General features: G+C 70.8%; 20 protein-coding genes and 2 pseudogenes. 20 read left to right on the top strand and 2 right to left on the bottom strand.

Features of this window, described 5'->3' with window-relative positions:
* Positions 1–96 precede the first annotated feature (96 nt).
* Entirely contained in the window at positions 97–1,698 is a 1,602-nt protein-coding gene (locus tag OG966_RS10955) for an oxidoreductase (RefSeq protein ID WP_326649316.1), read from the bottom strand.
* A 149-nt stretch (positions 1,699–1,847) separates the two neighbouring features.
* On the opposite strand from OG966_RS10955, the gene hisD reads away from it, so the two are divergent.
* The 9 genes and pseudogenes from hisD to OG966_RS10910 all read left to right on the top strand — a co-directional run bounded on the left by hisD (position 1,848) and on the right by OG966_RS10910 (position 9,087).
* A complete protein-coding gene (gene hisD / locus OG966_RS10950) occupies positions 1,848–3,197 on the top strand; it encodes a histidinol dehydrogenase (RefSeq protein ID WP_326649315.1) in 1,350 nt (449 codons plus the stop codon).
* A complete protein-coding gene (locus tag OG966_RS10945) occupies positions 3,194–4,339 on the top strand; it encodes a histidinol-phosphate transaminase (protein ID WP_326649313.1) in 1,146 nt (381 codons plus the stop codon). Before hisD ends, OG966_RS10945 begins: the two co-directional genes overlap by 4 nt.
* The gene (hisB, locus tag OG966_RS10940; RefSeq protein ID WP_326649311.1) at positions 4,336–4,929 is read left to right on the top strand and encodes an imidazoleglycerol-phosphate dehydratase HisB; all 594 of its coding nucleotides are present in this window, start codon (positions 4,336–4,338) and stop codon (positions 4,927–4,929) included. The genes OG966_RS10945 and hisB overlap by 4 nt, the downstream gene beginning before the upstream one ends.
* A 4-nt stretch (positions 4,930–4,933) precedes the next feature.
* A complete protein-coding gene (locus OG966_RS10935; protein WP_326649310.1) occupies positions 4,934–5,101 on the top strand; it encodes a hypothetical protein in 168 nt (55 codons plus the stop codon).
* On the top strand, positions 5,098–5,739 hold the full coding sequence (hisH, locus tag OG966_RS10930; RefSeq protein ID WP_326649309.1) for an imidazole glycerol phosphate synthase subunit HisH: 642 nt from the start codon (positions 5,098–5,100) through the stop codon (positions 5,737–5,739). The genes OG966_RS10935 and hisH overlap by 4 nt, the downstream gene beginning before the upstream one ends.
* Positions 5,739–6,464, top strand: a complete 726-nt coding sequence (gene priA, locus OG966_RS10925; protein ID WP_326649308.1) for a bifunctional 1-(5-phosphoribosyl)-5-((5-phosphoribosylamino)methylideneamino)imidazole-4-carboxamide isomerase/phosphoribosylanthranilate isomerase PriA — start codon at positions 5,739–5,741, stop codon at positions 6,462–6,464. Before hisH ends, priA begins: the two co-directional genes overlap by 1 nt.
* Positions 6,461–6,877, top strand: coding sequence for a RidA family protein (locus OG966_RS10920; protein WP_326649307.1), 417 nt, complete (start codon positions 6,461–6,463; stop codon positions 6,875–6,877). The genes priA and OG966_RS10920 overlap by 4 nt, the downstream gene beginning before the upstream one ends.
* Positions 6,874–7,629, top strand: a complete 756-nt coding sequence (hisF, locus tag OG966_RS10915; RefSeq protein WP_326649306.1) for an imidazole glycerol phosphate synthase subunit HisF — start codon at positions 6,874–6,876, stop codon at positions 7,627–7,629. The genes OG966_RS10920 and hisF overlap by 4 nt, the downstream gene beginning before the upstream one ends.
* Positions 7,630–7,853: 224 nt before the next feature.
* Positions 7,854–9,087: pseudogene (locus tag OG966_RS10910) on the top strand (MFS transporter).
* 71 nt (positions 9,088–9,158) lie between these two features.
* On the opposite strand, the gene OG966_RS10905 reads toward OG966_RS10910, so the two are convergent.
* On the bottom strand, positions 9,159–9,791 hold the full coding sequence (locus OG966_RS10905; RefSeq protein WP_326649305.1) for a TIGR03085 family metal-binding protein: 633 nt from the start codon (positions 9,789–9,791) through the stop codon (positions 9,159–9,161).
* Between the two features lie 84 nt (positions 9,792–9,875).
* Here OG966_RS10905 and hisI point away from each other — a divergent pair, with 84 nt between their 5' ends.
* From hisI to lgt, 11 genes and pseudogenes are all read left to right on the top strand, one after another.
* Positions 9,876–10,241: a phosphoribosyl-AMP cyclohydrolase gene (gene hisI / locus OG966_RS10900; RefSeq protein WP_326649304.1), complete on the top strand. Its 366-nt coding sequence runs from the start codon at positions 9,876–9,878 to the stop codon at positions 10,239–10,241.
* Positions 10,242–10,252: 11 nt separating this feature from the next.
* Positions 10,253–11,770: an anthranilate synthase component I gene (locus OG966_RS10895; RefSeq protein WP_326649303.1), complete on the top strand. Its 1,518-nt coding sequence runs from the start codon at positions 10,253–10,255 to the stop codon at positions 11,768–11,770.
* Positions 11,771–11,787: 17 nt separating this feature from the next.
* Complete coding sequence (locus tag OG966_RS10890; RefSeq protein ID WP_326649302.1) at positions 11,788–12,435, top strand: TIGR02234 family membrane protein; 648 nt, start codon at positions 11,788–11,790, stop codon at positions 12,433–12,435.
* 107 nt (positions 12,436–12,542) lie between these two features.
* Complete coding sequence (locus tag OG966_RS10885; RefSeq protein WP_326649301.1) at positions 12,543–12,815, top strand: HGxxPAAW family protein; 273 nt, start codon at positions 12,543–12,545, stop codon at positions 12,813–12,815.
* Between the two features lie 133 nt (positions 12,816–12,948).
* The gene (locus OG966_RS10880) at positions 12,949–13,386 is read left to right on the top strand and encodes a DUF2752 domain-containing protein (RefSeq protein WP_326649300.1); all 438 of its coding nucleotides are present in this window, start codon (positions 12,949–12,951) and stop codon (positions 13,384–13,386) included.
* A gap of 114 nt (positions 13,387–13,500) precedes the next feature.
* Positions 13,501–14,310, top strand: coding sequence for an indole-3-glycerol phosphate synthase TrpC (gene trpC, locus OG966_RS10875; protein WP_326649299.1), 810 nt, complete (start codon positions 13,501–13,503; stop codon positions 14,308–14,310).
* Positions 14,311–14,503: 193 nt separating this feature from the next.
* A pseudogene (trpM, locus tag OG966_RS40785) lies at positions 14,504–14,695 on the top strand (tryptophan biosynthesis modulator TrpM); the annotation flags it as partial.
* A gap of 418 nt (positions 14,696–15,113) precedes the next feature.
* Entirely contained in the window at positions 15,114–16,412 is a 1,299-nt protein-coding gene (gene trpB, locus OG966_RS10865) for a tryptophan synthase subunit beta (RefSeq protein WP_326649297.1), read from the top strand.
* The gene (gene trpA / locus OG966_RS10860) at positions 16,409–17,224 is read left to right on the top strand and encodes a tryptophan synthase subunit alpha (RefSeq protein ID WP_326649296.1); all 816 of its coding nucleotides are present in this window, start codon (positions 16,409–16,411) and stop codon (positions 17,222–17,224) included. The genes trpB and trpA overlap by 4 nt, the downstream gene beginning before the upstream one ends.
* Positions 17,225–17,287: 63 nt before the next feature.
* Positions 17,288–18,124 carry a DsbA family protein gene (locus OG966_RS10855; RefSeq protein ID WP_326649295.1) on the top strand — a complete coding sequence of 279 codons (837 nt, stop codon included), beginning with the start codon at positions 17,288–17,290 and terminating at the stop codon, positions 18,122–18,124.
* A 97-nt stretch (positions 18,125–18,221) separates the two neighbouring features.
* Entirely contained in the window at positions 18,222–19,211 is a 990-nt protein-coding gene (gene lgt / locus OG966_RS10850; RefSeq protein WP_326649293.1) for a prolipoprotein diacylglyceryl transferase, read from the top strand.
* Positions 19,212–19,235 lie beyond the last annotated feature (24 nt).

Below are 19,235 nucleotides of genomic sequence, written 5' to 3'. Positions count from 1 at the left end.
GCGCCAGAGGGCAGCTGTGAAGCTTTCGTAGCGGCCGAATGGTTGTCCTGGCGAAAGTCAAGAGAGCGTAAAGAAAGAGGCCGTGCGGCAGGTGGTTCAGCCGCGTCTGAGTAGGCGGGAGGCCCCTGCCGCGACCGTGGTCGCGAGGATCCAGCCGAGCAGGATCAGCGCGGCCGAGGCCCACTGCCAGCCGCCGTCCAGCCGCCAGTAGCCGTCCTGGCCGAGATCGATGACCGGCACCAGCAGATCCAGGGCGTACAGCGCGGCATTCCACTGCGGATGTTCGTCGACCTTGATCGGCGCCGGATCCACCTGCGCGAAGGCGACCGCGCCCAGCGCCCAGAGCACAGCCATCCACAGGGCTGCCCGGCCGGGGCGGTAGCCGTATGCCACCGTCCAGTCCTGGAGATAGCCCCAGAGCTTCGCGGCCAGCGGCAGCGTCTCACGTCGGCGGCGCTGCTTGGCGAGCAGCACCTCGCGCGCGTCCGCGTCCTCGCCGCTGTTGCGCAGCACGGTCGCCAGCCGTTCGTACGGCTCCGGTGAGTACTCCGGGGTCGCCGACGCCACCCAGTCCAGGCGCCGACCGAGCGGGAACTCCTCGTACGGGACAAGGTTTTCGTACACGAAGCCGCCCATCGCCAGGCCGCCGGGGCCCGGCCAACTCGCCGCCATGTCGATCAGCGTCACCACCTTCGCGCCGTTCAGTACGACGCGCCCCTCCTCCGGGCGCTCCGCGTTGAACCGCAGCTCCGGAGTGACGATCCTGCGCAGCGACAGTTCCTCGCGCGGGCTCAGGACGAACCGTGCGCGGTGTAAGTCGACCGCGTCGCCGAACCGCCCGTCGTCCAGCCGCACCCCGCCGTGGCACTCGAAGGGCTGCAGCCGCGTGCCGCGGGACGGCGTGGCCGTATTGCCGATACCGAAAGGGGGCGTCGCGCCCTGATTGCCCGTGGACTCGCTCACCCACGCGCCCGTCATATAGAGCGTCCGCTCCACACTCAGCTGCGGGGCATTGAGCGCACGCCGCTCCGCCGCCGCCCGCAGCCGACTGCCGCGCAGGCTCAGCGAGACCCCGACCTTCGCGCCGCGCAGACTGAACTCGCCGTAGGTCTCTATCAGTTCGGCCTGCAGATCCTGCGCGACCGACATCCCGTCCGCGGTGATCGCGCGGCCGCGCCGGTCCGGCCTGACATTTATCTGGTTGATCAGCAGATCCGTGCCGATCTGCGCGTCGGTGAGCCGGATGCCGTGCTCCACCCGGCAGCGCGGCAGATGCAGATCGCCCTCGGTACGCAGCCGGGCCGCCTCGAGCCGCGGGATCGCGCAGCCGACCATACGCACCGTGGTGAAGTGCGCCTCGGGCATGAGCACTTCGCTCTCGAAGCGGCAGCCGTTCAGCTCGACGTACGGGGCAACGCTGCCGCCCGCGAGCTTGAGCGTCCCGGTTATCTGGACCCCGCGAAGCTTGAGCGCGGCGACCCGGCCGGGCCGCGCGGCCGGCCCGCTGAGCAGCAGCCGGGCGACGATATTGGCGCGCACACTGCGTTCGGGGCCCCAGGGGCGTGGGGAGAAGGGATCGTTCAGCAGGGGATTGGTGTCGCTCAGGTCGCACGTACTCCCGTTCCGAAAGGCGTTCCACATCTGCAGCTCGGTCGGGCTCAGCCCGTCCGGAGGCCCGTCGTCCAGCGGCTCGGTCACTGCCGCTCCTCCGCTTCCTTGGCTCGTACAGCTGTTCTTCCCGCTGAGTGACGGACTGAACGCTAGTGGTCATGAACATGTACTGGGACATGTATCAGCCAGTGATACGGGCGACCGGCGGTGGATTCCGGTCTGAGAGAATTGGTTCCGTGATCTCACGAATCGATCTGCGTGGCGACGCCCTCCCCGAGGGTGCCGCTCTGCGCGACCTGCTGCCCCGTGCCGAGTTCGACGTGGAAGCCGCCCTGGAGAAGGTGCGGCCCATCTGCGAGGCCGTGCATCATCGCGGCACGGCGGCGCTGATCGACTACGCGGAGAAGTTCGACGGTGTGAAGCTGGAGCGGGTGAGGGTGGCCGCGAAGTCCCTCACCGAGGCCCTGGAGCAGCTCGACCCCGAGGTCAGGGCAGCTCTGGAGGAATCGATCCGGCGCGCCAGGATCGTCCACCGTGCACAGCGCCGCAGCGAGCACACCACACAGGTCGTCCCCGGCGGCCGCGTCACGGAGAAGTGGGTGCCGGTCGAGCGCGTCGGGCTGTACGCACCGGGCGGCCGCTCCGTCTACCCCTCCTCCGTGATCATGAACGTGGTGCCGGCCCAGGAGGCGGGCGTCGACTCCATCGCGCTGGCATCCCCGCCGCAGAAGGAGTTCGGCGGCCTTCCGCACCCGACGATCCTCGCCGCGTGCGCGCTGCTCGGTGTCGACGAGGTGTATGCCGTGGGTGGCGCACAGGCCGTCGCGATGTTCGCGTACGGCACCGAGGACTGCGCCCCCGCCAATATGGTCACCGGGCCGGGCAATATCTGGGTCGCCGCTGCCAAGCGCTACTTCACCGGACGGATCGGCATCGACACCGAGGCGGGACCGACAGAGATCGCGATTCTCGCCGACTCGACCGCCGACCCGGTGCACGTCGCCGCCGACCTGATCAGCCAGGCCGAGCACGACCCGATGGCCGCCGCGGTGCTGGTCACCGACTCCACGGAGCTGGCGGACGCGGTCGAGAAGGAGCTCGTGACGCAGGTCGCGGCCACCAAGCACATCGAGGACCGGATCGTCCCGGCGCTGAGCGGCAAGCAGTCCGCGATCGTCCTGGTCGACGGCGTCGAGGAGGGCCTGCGGGTCGTCAACGCGTACGGTGCCGAGCACCTTGAGATCCAGACCGCCGACGCCTCCACGGTCGCCGCCCGGGTCCGCAACGCCGGCGCGATCTTCGTCGGTCCGTGGGCGCCGGTCTCGCTCGGCGACTACTGCGCGGGCTCCAACCACGTCCTGCCGACCGGCGGCTGCGCCTGCCACTCGTCCGGCCTCTCCGTACAGTCCTTCCTGCGCGGCATCCACATTGTGGACTACACGCGAGACGCCCTGGCCGAGGTGACGCACCACGTGGTGACGCTCGCCGAGGCCGAGGACCTGCCCGCGCACGGTGCGGCCCTGAAGGCGCGTTTCGGCGAAGGCGAACTGGATCGGCGCAGCGAGTGGAAGGCGCCCGGCAAGTGACCTTCGGCATCGACGACCTCCCCATCAGGGACGAGCTGCGCGGCAAGTCCCCCTACGGCGCGCCCCAACTCGACGTCCCCGTACGTCTGAACACCAACGAGAACCCCTACCCGCTGCCCGAGCCGCTGGTCGAGCGCATCGCCGAACGCGTCCGCGAGGCGGCCCGTGAGCTCAACCGCTACCCCGACCGTGACGCGGTCGAGCTCCGCACCGAGCTGGCCCGCTATCTCACCCGCACGGCCGGGTACGAGGTCGCCCTCGACAACGTCTGGGCGGCCAACGGCTCCAACGAGGTCATCCAGCAGCTGCTGCAGACCTTCGCCGGACCGGGCCGTACCGCCATCGGCTTCGAGCCCTCGTACTCCATGCACGGCCTGATCTCGCGCGGCACCGGCACCGGCTGGATCTCCGGGCCGCGCGGCGAGGACTTCACCATCGACGTGGCGGCCGCCGGGGCCGCCATCGCCGAGCACCGGCCCGACGTCGTCTTCGTCACCTCGCCGAACAATCCCACGGGGACCGCGGTCGAGGCCGACACCGTCCTCGCCCTGTACGAGGCGGCGCAGTCGGCCAGGGCCGGCACTGCCGGGGCGATAGTCGTGGTCGACGAGGCGTACGTCGAATTCAGTCACCGCCCCTCGCTGCTGCCGCTGATCGAGGGCCGGCCGAATCTGGTGGTCTCACGCACCATGTCCAAGGCCTTCGGCGCGGCCGGTCTGCGCCTGGGCTATCTGGCCGCGCACCCGGCGGTGGTCGATGCCGTCCAGCTGGTGCGCCTGCCGTACCACCTGTCCGCCGTCACACAGGCCACCGCGCTCGCCGCGCTGGAGCACACCGATACGCTGCTCGGGTACGTGGAGCAGCTGAAGACCGAGCGGGACCGCCTGGTCGGCGAGCTGCGGGCGATCGGCTACGAGGTCACCGAGTCCGACGCCAACTTTGTGCAGTTCGGACGCTTCGACGGCGAAGGGGCCGCCCACGAGGTCTGGCAGCAGATCCTCGACCGGGGCGTGCTGGTCCGTGACAACGGCGTACCGGGGTGGCTGCGGGTCACCGCGGGAACCCCGGCAGAGAACGACGCGTTCCTCGAGGCGGTTCGCGCCCTCATGAAGGAACGCAGCGAGAAGGAGCAGAGCGCATGAGCCGCGTAGGACGGGCCGAACGCACCACCAAGGAGACCTCCGTCGTCGTCGAGATCGACCTCGACGGTCACGGAAAGGTCGATGTGTCGACCGGGGTCGGCTTCTACGACCACATGCTCGACCAGCTCGGCCGCCACGGCCTGTTCGACCTCACCGTGAAGACCGAGGGCGATCTGCACATCGACTCGCACCACACCATCGAGGACACGGCCCTCGCGCTCGGTGCCGCCTTCAAGCAGGCGCTCGGCGACAAGGTCGGCATCTACCGCTTCGGCAACTGCACCGTGCCGCTGGACGAGTCCCTCGCCCAGGTCACCGTGGACCTCTCGGGACGTCCGTATCTCGTGCACACCGAGCCCGAGAACATGGCGCCGATGATCGGCTCGTACGACACGACGATGACCCGGCACATCCTGGAGTCCTTCGTCGCGCAGGCCCAGATCGCGCTGCACGTCCACGTCCCGTACGGCCGCAACGCGCACCACATCGTGGAGTGCCAGTTCAAGGCGCTGGCCCGCGCCCTGCGTTACGCCGCCGAGCGCGACCCGCGCGCCGCCGGCATCCTCCCCTCCACGAAGGGCGCCCTCTAAGCTCATGACCGGCCTCTCCACCATCCTCATCGTCGTCGGTCTCTTCCTCGCCGGCGGTGTGTACTCCTTCTCCAAGCAGAAGATGCCCATGGGCCTGATCGTGCTCCTCGGTATCGCATCCGCGATGTGCCTGGTCGCCGGTGTCCTGCGGATTCAGGGGGTCTGGGAATGACCGTGTCCAAGAAGGTCGTCGTCCTCGACTACGGATTCGGCAACGTCCGCTCGGCCGAGCGCGCCCTCGCCCGGGTCGGCGCGGACGTCGAGATCACCCGTGACTACGACAGGGCGATGAACGCCGACGGGCTCCTTGTCCCCGGCGTCGGAGCCTTCGCCGCCTGCATGGACGGCCTCAAGAAGGCCCGTGGCGAGTGGATCATCGACCGCAGGCTCTCCGGCGGCCGCCCCGTGATGGGCATCTGCGTCGGCATGCAGATCCTCTTCGCACGCGGTATCGAGCACGGCGTCGAGACCGAGGGGCTCGACGAGTGGCCCGGCACGGTCGGCCCGTTGACGGCCCCGGTCGTCCCCCACATGGGATGGAACACCGTCGAGGCGGCCGACGACAGCCGGCTCTTCGCCGGAGTCGACGCCGACGCCCGGTTCTACTTCGTGCACTCCTACGCCGTGCACGCATGGGACCTGGAGGTCACCAACCCGGCCATCCGCGCGCCCCAGGTCACCTGGGCCACGCACGGCGAGCGCTTTGTCGCCGCAGTGGAGAACGGCGCGCTGTGGGCGACCCAGTTCCACCCCGAGAAGTCCGGCGACGCCGGCGCCCAGCTGCTGACCAACTGGATTGAGACGCTGTAATGCCGAAGCTTGAACTCCTCCCCGCAGTCGACGTCCGCGACGGCCAGGCCGTCCGCCTCGTCCATGGCGAGTCCGGTTCGGAGACCTCGTACGGCTCTCCGCTCGAAGCCGCCCTGACCTGGCAGCGATCGGGCGCCGAGTGGCTGCATCTCGTCGACCTGGACGCGGCCTTCGGCACCGGAGACAACCGCGCGCTGATCGCCGAGGTCGCCGGCGCCATGGACATCAAGGTGGAGCTGTCGGGCGGCATCCGCGACGACGCCACGCTCGAGGCCGCGCTGGCCACCGGCTGTACCCGGGTCAACCTGGGCACCGCCGCGCTGGAGACCCCCGAATGGGTCGCCAAGGTCATCGCCGAGCACGGCGACAAGATCGCGGTCGGCCTCGACGTACGCGGTACGACGCTGCGCGGCCGCGGCTGGACCCGCGACGGCGGCGATCTGTACGAGACGCTCGCACGCCTCGACTCCGAGGGCTGCGCCCGCTACGTCGTCACCGACATCGCCAAGGACGGCACCCTCCAGGGCCCCAACCTCGTGCTGCTGCGCAATGTGTGCGCGGCGACCGACAAGCCCGTTGTCGCCTCCGGCGGAGTCTCCTCACTCGACGATCTGCGGGCGATCTCCTCACTCGTCCCCGAGGGCGTCGAGGGTGCGATCGTCGGCAAGGCGCTGTACGCCGAGGCGTTCACCCTCGAAGAGGCCCTCGCGGCGGTGGCGGAATGACCGATCCCTTCTCCGATTCCCCCGCCGTACGGCGCATCGGCTCCGACGGACCGTGGGAGGACGCCTTCGGCTACTCCCGCGCGGTCGAGCTGCCGAACGGCCTGGTCCTGGTGTCCGGCTGCACCTCGGTCGTCGGCGGCCAGATCGCCGCCGGCAGTCCCTACGACCAGGCGCTCTGCGCCTTCGCCGTCGCCTTCGACGCCTTGAAGGAACTCGGCCTGGGCCGGGAGGACGTGGTGCGTACGCGGATGTACCTCACCCACGCCCGGGACGTGGACGAGGTCGGCCGTGCCCACAAGGAGCTCTTCGACACGGTCCGTCCCGCCGCGTCGATGCTCATCGTCTCCGGCTTCGTCGATCCGAGCCTGGTCGTCGAGGTCGAGGTCGAGGCGTACCGAGGAGGTGCCGGATGACTCTCGCGATCCGAGTGATCCCCTGCCTGGACGTGGACAACGGCCGGGTCGTCAAGGGCGTCAACTTCCAGAATCTGCGTGACGCGGGCGACCCCGTGGAGATGGCCAAGCTGTACGACGCCGAAGGCGCCGACGAGCTGACCTTTCTCGACATCACGGCCTCCTCCGGCAACCGTGAGACGACCTATGACGTGGTGCGCCGCACCGCCGAGCAGGTCTTCATCCCGCTGACCGTGGGCGGCGGCGTGCGCAGCGCCGACGACGTCGACAAGCTGCTGCGGGCCGGCGCCGACAAGGTGGGCGTCAACACCGCGGCGATCGCCCGCCCCGAGCTGATCCGCGAGATCGCCGAGCGCTTCGGACGCCAGGTACTGGTCCTGTCGGTCGACGCCCGCCGTACTCCGGAAGGCTCCTTCGAGGTCACCACCCACGGCGGCCGCAAGGGCACCGGTATCGACGCCGTCGAATGGGCCCACCGGGCCGCCGAGTTGGGCGCGGGCGAGATCCTTCTCAACTCGATGGACGCGGACGGCACGAAGGACGGCTACGACACCGAGATGATCGCCGCGGTACGGAAGCACGTCTCCGTCCCGGTCATCGCCTCCGGCGGCGCCGGCAAGCTCTCCGACTTCCCGCCGGCCATCACGGCGGGCGCGGACGCGGTCCTGGCGGCCTCGGTCTTCCACTTCGGCGATCTGCGGATCTCCCAGGTCAAGGACACCCTCCGCGAGGCGGGGCACCCCGTCCGCTGACAGCCGTGGACAACTGACCCGCAACTCGCGCTCGTTGACGAGACGGGCCGGGTCAGCGTGCCGTTCGACCCCGAAACGGGCGAACGGTATGACGGCCCGGCCCATCGTCGGTCCGCTCGGGCTCAGCCCGGATTTCGTACGTGACCCCCATCCCGTCCACGCCCGGCCGCGCGCCGGCTTCCCGTTCCACGCCCGGGGCATCCGAGAGGACGGAACAACTCCCCATGTCCGCCGCGCAGACCAAGGCCATAGGCCCTGCCGTCGAGCGCCCCGCGTACCGCGACGCAAATGTGCTGCGCTGGCTCTGCGCGTACGCAGCCTCGGCGGTAGGCGACACCATCTACTACCTCGCCCTCTCCTGGGCCGCCACCCGAGGCGGCAGCCCGGCACGGGCAGGCGTGGTGCTCGCGATCAGCGCCGTGCCGCGCGCACTGCTGATGCTCGGCGGAGGAGTCCTCGCCGACCGTCTCGGCCCGCGCCGGGTCGTCATCGCCAGCGACGCCGCCCGCAGCCTGATCGTCATCGGAGTCGCGGCTCTGCTGCTCGTGTCCAGCCCGGGGCTCTGGCTGCTTGCCGCCGTCGCCGTGGTCTTCGGCGTCCTCGACGTGCTCTTCATGCCCGCCGTCGGTGCCCTGCCGCCCCGGATCGCCCCGCCGGGGCAGCTCGCCAGGATCCAGGGCATGCGCGGACTCCCCTCACGCGTCGCCACCGTCGTCGGCGCCCCGCTCGGCGGTATCGCCGTCGCCCTCGGCGGCTCGGTGACCGCCTTCGGTGTGGCCGGGCTGCTCTTCGCCCTCTCCCTGCCGCTGCTGCTCGCCGTACGGATCACCCCGCTGCCCGCCGACGACAGCCGGCCGGAGGCCCCCGCACTGCGGGACCTGACGGACGGGCTGCGCTACGTCCGCCGCCACCGTGTCCTCGCACCGCTGCTCGTCGTCATCGCCCTCGGCGACCTGGGCTTTGTCGGGCCGCTGAACGTCGGTCTGGCCCTGCTCGCGGACGAGCGCGGCTGGGGCGCGTCCGGCATGGGCTGGATCCTCGCCGGGTTCGGCGTCGGCTCGGGCGCGACCTCACTGCTGCTGGCCGTACGGGGCCGCATCGCGCGCGCCGGACTCGTCCAGGGACTCGCGCTGATCGTCGGCGCCGGGGCGATCGCCGTCCTCGCCATGGTGGCGCACATCGCCGCCGCGGTCGGTGTCGCCGTGATGATCGGACTGCTCGCGGGGCTGAGCGGCGCGCTGTGCAACGCCCTAGTGCAGACCCGGACCGATCCGGCCTACCTCGGTCGCGACCTTCTTCAGCCTCGGTGTCGCACCGCTCAGCTTCCCGGTCACCGGCGCGGCCGTCGGCCTGTGGGGCACCGCGCCCGTTTTCGGCTTCAGTGCGGCCGTCTGTGCCCTCGGAGCGGTCTACGGACTGTGCTCCGAGGGACTGCGCCGTGCCGAGCTGCCGCGCTGAGCCCCTCGTGCCGAGCCGCGCAGCCGCCGCGCCGAGCCGCCACTGGTCCGGCACGCTCATACCCCGCCGGGCTACATCCCGAGCTTGGCCTCGTACAGCCGCGCGATCGCGTCCTTGTCGCCCTCGAGGTCCACCTGCGCCGCTCCCTGCCGCCCGAACATGAAGATCGTCAGCTCGCTCGGCTCCCCGGTCACCGTCACCACCGGGGTGCCGCGGTGCCCGACCGCCGTCTGCCCGTTCGAACGGCGCAGCACCAGCCCGACCGGGGACCTGCGGCCCAGCAGTCGGGACGCCTTCTCCAGCCGTGACCACAGGGCGTTCTCGAAGATCCGGTCCAGCTCGCGACGCTTCCAGTCCGGCTGTGCCCGCCGTACATCCTCGGTGTGGACGAAGAACTCGACGGTGTTCGCCGCCTCGTCGATCTGCTTGATCGCGTACGGGGACATCCGCGGCGGTCCCGTACGGATCAGCTGGACCAGCTCCGCGTAGGGCTTCGCGGCGAACTCGGCCTGCACCCGGTCGAGGCGGCTCTTGAGCGGGCTCAGCACGATCCCGGCCGCCGCGTCCACCCGCCGCTCCCGGACCACCACATGGGCGGCGAGCTCCCGGGTGTTCCAGCCGTCGCACAGGGTCGGGGCTTCGGGGCCCGCCGATTCCAACATCTCGGCGAGCAGAAGTCGTTCACGCTTCGCATGGGTCGACATGACCGCCAGGGTACGACCGCGGCGCGGGGTCCGCCCAGTGGACGCACCGTCCGGCGACCCCGGCGGGCACGGCACAATGGCCCTATGACCAGCAGTGTCCCCACAGGTTCCCTCGATCCCGCCGTCGCCGACCGGCTCAAGCGCAGCGCCGACGGCCTGGTTCCGGCCATCGCGCAGCAGTACGACACCGGTGAGGTGCTGATGCTCGGCTGGATGGACGACGAGGCCCTGCACCGCACCCTGACCACCGGCCGCTGCACCTACTGGTCCCGCAGCCGCCAGGAGTACTGGGTCAAGGGCGACACCTCCGGCCATGTCCAGCACGTCAAGTCCGTCGCCCTGGACTGCGACGCCGACGCCGTCCTCGTCAAGGTCGACCAGGTGGGGGCCGCCTGCCACACCGGGGACCGTACCTGCTTCGACGCCGACGTCCTTCCTCTGGGCCAGTAGGGTCGGGCGCCATGGATCTCGACACCTTCCGCAAGCTCGCCGCCGACCGCCGTGTCATTCCCGTCAGCCGCAAGCTGCTCGCGGACGGCGACACCCCGGTCGGGCTCTACCGCAAGCTCGCCGCCGAGCGTGAAGGCACCTTCCTGCTGGAGTCCGCCGAGAACGGGCGCTCCTGGTCCCGGTACTCCTTCATCGGCGTACGCAGCGCCGCCACGCTCACCGAGCGCGAGGGCCAGGCTCACTGGCTCGGCACCCCGCCCGTCGGCGTACCGGTGGAAGGCGACCCGCTCCAGGCCCTGCGCACCACCGTCGAGGCGCTGCACACTCCCGCTACGCCTGGCGGTGTGGGAGGTACCCCCACGGACGACCTCGCCTCCGGGATGCCGCCCTTCACCGGCGGCATGGTCGGCTATCTCGGCTACGACATCGTGCGCAGGCTCGAGAAGATCGGGCCCGGCGAGCGCGACGACCTGCAGCTTCCCGAGCTGACCATGCTGCTCACCTCGGATCTCGCGGTGCTCGACCACTGGGACGGCACCGTCCTGCTGATCGCCAACGCCATCAACCACAACGACCTCGACACCGGCGTCGACGAGGCGTACGCGGACGCAGTCGCCCGCCTCGACGCCATGGAGGCGGACCTCTCGCGGCCGCTGGCCTCCGCGCCCGCCGCGCTGCCGCCCTCCGAGCTGCCGGAGTTCTCCGCGCTCTGGGGCGGCAAGGACTACCAGGACGCCGTCGAGGACATCAAGGAACGGATCAGGGCGGGCGAGGCCTTCCAGGTCGTACCGTCGCAGCGGTTCGAAACGCCCTGCCACGCCAGCGCGCTGGACGTCTACCGGGTGCTCAGGGCCACCAACCCGTCGCCGTACATGTATCTCTTCCGCTTCCACGGCTTCGATGTCGTCGGCTCGAGCCCGGAGGCCCTGGTCAAGGTCGAGGACGGGCGCGCCATGGTGCACCCGATCGCCGGCACCAGGCCGCGCGGCGCGACGCCGCAGGAGGACCAGGCCCTCGCCGACGAGCTGATGGCCGACCCCAAGGAGCGCGCCGAGCATCTGATGCTCGTCGACCTCGGCCGCAACGACCTGGGCCGGGTCTGCGAGCCCGGCAGCGTCGAGGTCGTCGACTTCATGTCGGTCGAGCGGTACTCCCACGTCATGCACATCGTCTCGACCGTGACCGGCCAGGTCGCCGCGGGCCGCACCGCCTTCGACGTACTGACCGCCTGCTTCCCGGCGGGCACGCTCTCCGGCGCCCCCAAGCCCCGCGCGATGCAGATCATCGACGAGCTGGAGCCATCGCGGCGCGGACTGTACGGCGGCTGCGTCGGCTATCTCGATTTCGCCGGTGACTCCGACACCGCGATCGCCATCCGCACCGCACTGCTCCGCGACGGGACGGCATTCGTGCAGGCGGGAGCGGGTGTGGTGGCCGACTCGGACCCGGTCGCCGAGGACACCGAATGCCGTAACAAGGCGGCCGCGGTGCTGCGCGCCGTCCATACCGCGAACCGCCTCAACAGCTGACGGGACGGTAAGGGATAGTGGGGGACGTGAGTGCTGTACCCGTACCCCAGCCCCGCGCCGAAGCCGCCTCCGCCGCCACGAGCAGCCGCCGTAGCCTCGCCGCCGCCCTGTTCCTCGGCGCCGTCGGCGCGGTCGTCGTGCTTCTCGCTGCCGGTCAGATCTGGGCCGAGGGCGAGGCCGCCGTCGGCGGCGGCAGCCTGCCGCTCGACGCCGAGGGCAGCGATGTCACCGGTGTCCCCACGGCGCTCGCCATCGTCGGCCTGGCCGCTCTCGTCGCCGTCTTCGCGGTACGCAGCGCCGGCCGGCTGCTCGTCTCCGCGCTGCTTGCCCTGAGCGGTGCCGGCGCGGCCCTCGCCGCCTTCCTCGGTGCCTCCGACAGCGCGGCACTCGACGAGAAGGCCGCGCAGACCACCGGTGACACGGCGGCCACGGTGGACGCGCTCACCCACACCGCCTGGCCCTACGCGACCGCGGTCGGCGGTCTGCTGATCCTGCTCGCCGGGCTGCTCGCGCTGCGCTACGGCAGGCAGTGGCCCGCCATGTCGGGCCGCTACGAGCGCGACGGCACCCCACGGCCGCGCAAGGCCGCGGTGGTGGACCCGGACCGGCCCGAGGACCTGTGGAAGGCTCTGGACCGCGGTGAGGACCCGACACGCGAGGCGTGACGCACCCCACGTCATGCCGCGCCACGGCGTACGGGACAATGAGAGGTGAGCTTCGCGCTCACCACCGAACAACAGCTCAGCCAAGCACATCGACGAGGAGCACATTCATGTCGGGCACCAGCCACGGACACACCCCGGCCGCCTGGACCGGTGTCACCATCTCGTTCATCGGCTTCTGCATCGCAGGCCTCTTCATGGTGGCGGCCAACCCCCTCGGCTTCTGGGCCGGTATCGGCGTCATCGCGCTCGGCGGTGTGGTCGGCGCGGCCATGAAGGCCGCCGGTCTCGGCATGCCGAAGGAGTCCGAGGCGTCGGTGCGGGCCAGGCACCACGCCGCCCAGGCGACGGCGCAGCCCGCACCGGCTCAGACCACCGCCTGACGCCGCGGTCCGGCCCCACGAGGCGCAGCCCTCGGGTCCGGCCCGACGAGGCGCAGCCCGAGCGAACGGGCTGCGCCTTTCCGTATGAGCTGCGCCTTTCCGTACGAACGGAGAGAATCACGGGGTGGACGTCATGCCTTCCTCCGCCACACGGGCCGGCGAGCCCGGCCAGGCCCCGCTCGCGCGGCGCCTGGCCACTCCGCTGGCCACCCTCGCCGTCGTCGCGGCGGCCTTCGCGTACGTCGGCGCGGTCGATCCCAATGAACCGGGCCACTACCCGGTCTGCCCGCTGTTCCGCGTCACCGGGATCTACTGCCCCGGCTGCGGCGGGCTGCGCAGCGCCCACGCTTTCATCCACGGCGATCTGGGCGCCGCCATCGGGTCCAACGCGGTGGCAGTCGTGGGCTATGGAATCTTTGCCGCGGTGTGGGTGATGTGGCTGATTCGCGCCGTACGGGGAGTGCCCCTGCGGATCACCCTCGGGCCCGCCTGGTGGTGGTCGCTCGGCGGCGTCCTGCTGATCTTCAGCGTGGTGCGGAACCTGCCGTTCGGCTCTGCGCTGGCTCCGTAAAGTCCCAGGTAGTGGGACGGGCGCCAACCGGATGCGAGCTCGAGGCCATCCTGCGGATACCATCGACATGGCTGATCCTGATCCATCTCCACGTCCCGGAAGGGGGCCGCTCGCGTGAGTGTGCTCGACGAGATCATTGAAGGCGTACGCGCCGACCTCGCAGAGCGGCAGGCGCGTGTCAGCCTCGACGAGCTCAAGGAACGTGCCGCCAAGGCTCCTGCGGCCAAGGACGGCGTCGCCGCGCTGCGTGGCGAGGGCGTCAAGGTGATCTGCGAGGTCAAGCGCTCCAGCCCGTCGAAGGGCGCGCTCGCCGCGATCGCCGACCCGGCCGCGCTCGCCGCCGACTACGAGGCGGGTGGCGCCGCCGTCATCTCCGTACTGACCGAGCAGCGCCGTTTCGGAGGATCGCTCGCCGACCTCGAAGCGGTCCGCGCCAAGGTCGACATCCCGGTGCTGCGCAAGGACTTCATCGTCACCGCGTACCAGCTGTGGGAGGCCAGGGCCTACGGCGCCGACCTCGTGCTGCTGATCGTGGCCGCCCTCGAGCAGGAGGCCCTGGTCTCGCTGATCGAGCGCGCCGAGTCGATCGGGCTCACCCCGCTCGTCGAGGTGCACGACGAGGACGAGGCCGAGCGGGCGGTCGAGGCCGGTGCGAAGATCATCGGTGTCAACGCCCGCGATCTGAAGACGCTCAAGGTCGACCGCACCGTTTTCGAGCGGGTCGCCCCCGAGATCCCGGCGCATATCGTCAAGATCGCCGAGTCCGGTGTGCGCGGTCCGCACGATCTGATCGCCTACGCCAACGTCGGTGCCGATGCCGTGCTCGTAGGCGAGTCCCTGGTCACCGGCCGCGATCCGAAGTCGGCCGTCGCCGACCTGGTCGCCGCAGGTGCCCACCCGGCCCTGCGGCACGGCCGGAGCTGACCGACTGATGACCGCCGCCGCCCGCACCGCCGCCACGCCGTACCGGACGCCTTCGCGCCCGGCGACGGCGGACGCGGCCCTGTGCGGATCCGCGGCTGCGGACTCCGGCGCCCCTCGGGGCGCCAGGACCGGCGCGGCTTCCCGAGGCGCGGCTTCCCGAGGCGCGGCACTCGTAGCGGCGCTCGTAGCGGCGCCGGGAACGAGCCCGGCGGCGAGCGCCGCACGCGACCCCTACGCTCGGCTCGCCCGTGGCTGCAAGCCCCGTGGCTGCCGGGCCCCGGCCCGCCGGGTGCACGGCCGCCGGGTGCGCTATGTCATCGGCTCCGAGCCGGGACAGGTCAACGGCATGCGATGGCGCCCGCGCGCCGCGCACCACTGCCGATAGGCACCGCCCGTCCCTGAGCCCCGCGCGCACTGTGCGCGGACGCGCAGCGGCTGCGGCCGGTGGTACCGCTGATCCGCTGTCGTTCGGCTTCGCTCCTCGTCGCCCGGACCCGCTGCGGCCGAAGCGGCCCGCCTGTCCGTCCGCCGCCGTGTGGCTTCTCGCCGCCCGGGGGCGTTGCGGCGGGTGCGGCATCACCGGTCCGCCGTACGGCTTTCCGCCGTCGCGCGAGCAGCGGGGCTGTCGGCATCGGGTTGTACCCGACGGCGGCCCCGGGCAGCCACGGCGGTTCGTGGCCGGGTGGTGATCCGTGATCCGATCACCGCGTCCGCAAGGAGCGGACCGCGGCGGCGCGTGCGCATACCGTGACCAGTGTCAGCCAGACTTCTGGGGCATACGCCCCGACAAGGAGCACGTCGCAATGTCGAGCGACTTCTTCATCCCGGACCCGGAGGGTCAGGTTCCCAGCGCCGAGGGCTACTTCGGCGCGTTCGGCGGCAAGTTCATCCCCGAGGCGCTCGTCGCCGCGGTCGACGAGGTGGCCGTCGAGTACGACAAGGCCAAGGCCGATCCCGCCTTCGCCGCGGAACTCAACGACCTGATGGTCAACTACACCGGCCGCCCGAGCGCACTCACCGAGGTTTCCAGGTTCGCCGAGCACGCCGGCGGTGCGCGGGTCTTCCTCAAGCGGGAGGACCTGAACCACACGGGATCTCACAAGATCAACAATGTGCTGGGCCAGGCGCTGCTCACCAGGCGGATGGGCAAGACCCGGGTCATCGCCGAGACCGGTGCCGGCCAGCACGGCGTGGCCACCGCGACCGCCTGCGCGCTCTTCGGCCTCGAGTGCACGATCTACATGGGCGAGATCGACACCCAGCGCCAGGCCCTGAACGTGGCGCGGATGCGGATGCTCGGTGCCGAGGTCATCCCGGTGGCCTCCGGCAGCCGGACCCTGAAGGACGCCATCAACGAGGCGTTCCGCGACTGGGTCGCCAATGTGGACCGTACGCACTATCTCTTCGGCACGGTCGCCGGGCCGCATCCCTTCCCGGCGATGGTCCGCGACTTCCACCGGGTCATCGGCGTCGAGGCCCGTCGCCAGATTCTGGAGCGGGCCGGGAGGCTGCCGGACGCGGCCGTCGCCTGCGTGGGCGGGGGGTCCAACGCGATCGGACTGTTCCACGCCTTCATCCCGGACGCGGATGTACGTCTCGTGGGCTGCGAGCCCGCGGGCCACGGCATCGAGTCCGGCGAGCACGCGGCCACCCTGACCGCGGGCGAGCCCGGCATCCTGCACGGTTCTCGCTCGTACGTCCTGCAGGACGAGGAGGGCCAGATCACCGAGCCGTACTCGATCTCCGCCGGGCTCGACTACCCCGGCATCGGCCCCGAGCACTCGTACCTCAAGGACAGCGGCCGGGCCGAGTACCGGGCGGTGACCGACGATGCGGCCATGCAGGCGCTGCGCCTGCTGTCCCGTACCGAGGGCATCATTCCGGCGATCGAGTCCGCGCACGCGCTGGCCGGAGCGCTGGAAGTCGGCCGGGAACTGGGCAAGGACGGGCTGATCCTCGTCAATCTGTCCGGCCGCGGCGACAAGGACATGGACACTGCCGCCCGTTACTTCGGGCTGTACGACGGGGAGGGGGACGCGAAGGTCGCCGCCGACGCCTCCGCGGAGAACGGTTACGCCGAGATCAGGAGGGACGCGAAGTGAGCGGCAACATTCAGTTGTTGAGCGACACCCTGGCGCAGGCCAGGGGCGAGAACCGGGCCGCGCTCATCGCCTATCTCCCGGCCGGCTTCCCGACCGTCGACGGCGGCATCGAGGCGGTCAAGGCCGCCCTGGACGGTGGCGCCGACGTCGTGGAGGTCGGGCTGCCGCACAGCGACCCCGTCCTCGACGGCCCCGTCATCCAGACCGCCGACGACATCGCGCTGCGCGGCGGAGTCAAGATCGCCGATGTGATGCGTACGGTCCGCGAGGCGCACGGGGCCACCGGCAAGCCGGTGCTCGTCATGACGTACTGGAATCCGATCGACCGGTACGGCATCGAGCGCTTCACCGCCGAACTGGCCGAGGCGGGCGGCGCGGGCTGCATCCTGCCCGACCTGCCGGTCGAAGAGGCGGGCGTATGGCGCGAGCATGCCGAGAAGCATGGCCTCGCCACCGTCTTCGTCGTCGCGCCGAGCAGCCGGGACGCACGGCTGGCGAAGATCACGGAGGCCGGTTCCGGCTTTGTGTACGCGGCTTCGCTGATGGGTGTCACGGGTACCCGCGCGTCCGTGGGCGAGCAGGCCCAGGACCTGGTCCGGCGCACCCGGGCCACCACCGCACTGCCGGTCTGCGTGGGCCTCGGGGTCTCCAATGCCGAGCAGGCCGCCGAGGTCGCCTCCTTCGCGGACGGCGTGATCGTCGGCTCGGCGTTCGTGAAGCGGCTGCTCGACGCGCCGGACCAGGCCGCGGGCCTTGAGGCGGTACGGGAGCTGGCGGCCGACCTCGCCAAGGGCGTGCGCAGGGGCGCGTAGCTCATACGGGTGGATATGGGGCCGGGGAGGCATGCACATGCCTCCCCGGTTCGTTTGCGGGATGTGAGCGAGAAGAACCAGGGACGTAGGCAGACCGCGCGCGAGCGGCTCCAGCAGGAACGTCAGCGGGTGAAGGCGCGCGACAAGCGCCGGCGGACCCTGATCGTGGTGGCGGCGGTGGTGGGCGTACTGGGTCTCGCCGCCGTGGTCGGCGTGATCGCCGCCAACTCCGGGAAGAAGAAGAGCGGCTCCGAGGCCGGTTCGCTCCTCGCACCCGCGGGCGCGCAGGGCAAGGACCAGCTCGCGATCCCGGTGGGCGCGAGCGACGCCCCGTCCACGCTCACGGTGTGGGAGGACTTCCGCTGCCCGATCTGCGCGCAGTTCGAGACCGCCGTCAGGGACACCGTCCACGAGCTGGAGCGGACGGGGCAGGTCAAGATCGAGTACCACCTTGCCACGATCATCGACGGGAACATGGGCGGCGCCGGCTCGCTTCGCGCCGCGAACGCCGCGGCGTGCGCGCAGGACGTCGGGAAGTTCGTCCCGTACCACGATGTCCTCTACCAGAACCAGCCTCCGGAGACGGACGACGCCTTCGGCGACAACAGCAGGCTGATCGAGCTCGCGGGCAAGGTCGACGGGCTCGACACACCGGAATTCCGCCGCTGCGTCGAGGACGGCAAGCACGACAGCTGGGTGGAGAAGTCGAACACCGTCTTCCGGCACAGCGGCTTCCGCGGCACGCCGACCGTGCTGCTCAACGGAGAGTCGATCTTCCCGGACAAGGGTGGCGAGCGGATCTCCGCGCCCAATCTGAAGAAGTGGGTCGAAGAGGCGAACAAGGGCAAGAAGCCGGGCACCGAGCGGTCGACGCCGAGCCCGGCTTCTCCGGCCTCCTGACGGGCCTGACGAGCCGCGCCGGGCCGCGGCTCGTTATCCATACGTTGCCGGGTGGGTTGCCGCGCGTCCCACCCGGCAGGGTAGCGTCGGTCCTGCCATGGATATTGCCTACATTCCCAGCCCGTCGACCGGAGTGATCCATCTCGGACCGCTCCCGCTGCGCGGCTACGCCTTCTGCATCATCATCGGTGTCTTTGTGGCCGTCTGGTACGGCAACAAGCGCTGGATCGCACGGGGCGGCAAAGCCGGCACCGTGGCCGACATCGCCGTCTGGGCGGTGCCCTTCGGCCTCGTCGGCGGCCGGCTCTACCACGTGATCACCGATTACCAGCTGTACTTCAGCGAGGGTGAGAACTGGGTCGACGCCTTCAAGATCTGGGAAGGCGGCCTCGGTATCTGGGGCGCGATCGCGCTGGGCGCGGTCGGTGCCTGGATCGGCTGCCGCCGCCGCGGGATTCCGCTGCCGGCCTGGGCGGACGCCCTCGCGCCGGCCATCGCCTTCGCGCAGGCGATCGGCCGCTGGGGCAACTGGTTCAACCAGGAGCTGTACGGCAAGCCGACGGACCTGCCGTGGGCCCTCAAGATCACCGAGGGGACCAACCGCGAAGCGGGCTTCTACCACCCCACCTTCCTGTACGAGTCCCTGTGGTGCGTCGGTGTCGCTGTACTCGTCATCTGGGCCGACCGCCGCTTCAAGCTGGGACACGGCCGGGCGTTCGCGCTGTATGTCGCCTCGTACTGTGTGGGCCGGGCCTGGATCGAGTACATGCGCGTCGACGAGGCGCACCACGTTCTGGGGCTGCGCCTCAACGTGTGGACCTCGATCGTCGTCTTCGTGCTGGCGGTGACCTACATCGTGATCTCGTCGCGGGTGCGGCCGGGGCGCGAGGAGATCGTCGAGCCGGAGACGGCGAAGTCGGAAGTGGCGAAGCCCGAGGCGGATGCCGCGGACGACAATTCTGCTGCGGACACGCCGGCGGATACGTCGGACGGGACAGCGCGGGACTCGGCCGGCGTGACGGCGCAGGACACGGCCGGCGGGGACGGGAAGACCGACGCGGACGCGGAGTCGGCCAAGAAGGGCTGACAACACGGGTCGTACGCAAGGCCG

It is taken from the genome of Streptomyces sp. NBC_01750, assembly GCF_035918095.1.
Classification (GTDB): domain Bacteria; phylum Actinomycetota; class Actinomycetes; order Streptomycetales; family Streptomycetaceae; genus Streptomyces.
This window is presented reverse-complemented; position numbering and strand designations above follow the sequence as displayed.

Coding starts and splice junctions, on each gene's coding strand:
- trpB (WP_326649297.1), top strand. CDS start 15,114: ATGTCGAGCGACTTCTTCATCCCGGACCCGGAGGGTCAGGTTCCCAGC.
- OG966_RS10905 (WP_326649305.1), bottom strand. CDS start 9,791: ATGTCGACCCATGCGAAGCGTGAACGACTTCTGCTCGCCGAGATGTTG.
- OG966_RS10885 (WP_326649301.1), top strand. CDS start 12,543: ATGTCGGGCACCAGCCACGGACACACCCCGGCCGCCTGGACCGGTGTC.
- OG966_RS10895 (WP_326649303.1), top strand. CDS start 10,253: ATGGATCTCGACACCTTCCGCAAGCTCGCCGCCGACCGCCGTGTCATT.
- priA (WP_326649308.1), top strand. CDS start 5,739: ATGCCGAAGCTTGAACTCCTCCCCGCAGTCGACGTCCGCGACGGCCAG.
- lgt (WP_326649293.1), top strand. CDS start 18,222: ATGGATATTGCCTACATTCCCAGCCCGTCGACCGGAGTGATCCATCTC.
- OG966_RS10935 (WP_326649310.1), top strand. CDS start 4,934: ATGACCGGCCTCTCCACCATCCTCATCGTCGTCGGTCTCTTCCTCGCC.
- hisI (WP_326649304.1), top strand. CDS start 9,876: ATGACCAGCAGTGTCCCCACAGGTTCCCTCGATCCCGCCGTCGCCGAC.
- hisB (WP_326649311.1), top strand. CDS start 4,336: ATGAGCCGCGTAGGACGGGCCGAACGCACCACCAAGGAGACCTCCGTC.
- OG966_RS10920 (WP_326649307.1), top strand. CDS start 6,461: ATGACCGATCCCTTCTCCGATTCCCCCGCCGTACGGCGCATCGGCTCC.
- hisH (WP_326649309.1), top strand. CDS start 5,098: ATGACCGTGTCCAAGAAGGTCGTCGTCCTCGACTACGGATTCGGCAAC.
- hisF (WP_326649306.1), top strand. CDS start 6,874: ATGACTCTCGCGATCCGAGTGATCCCCTGCCTGGACGTGGACAACGGC.
- OG966_RS10880 (WP_326649300.1), top strand. CDS start 12,949: ATGCCTTCCTCCGCCACACGGGCCGGCGAGCCCGGCCAGGCCCCGCTC.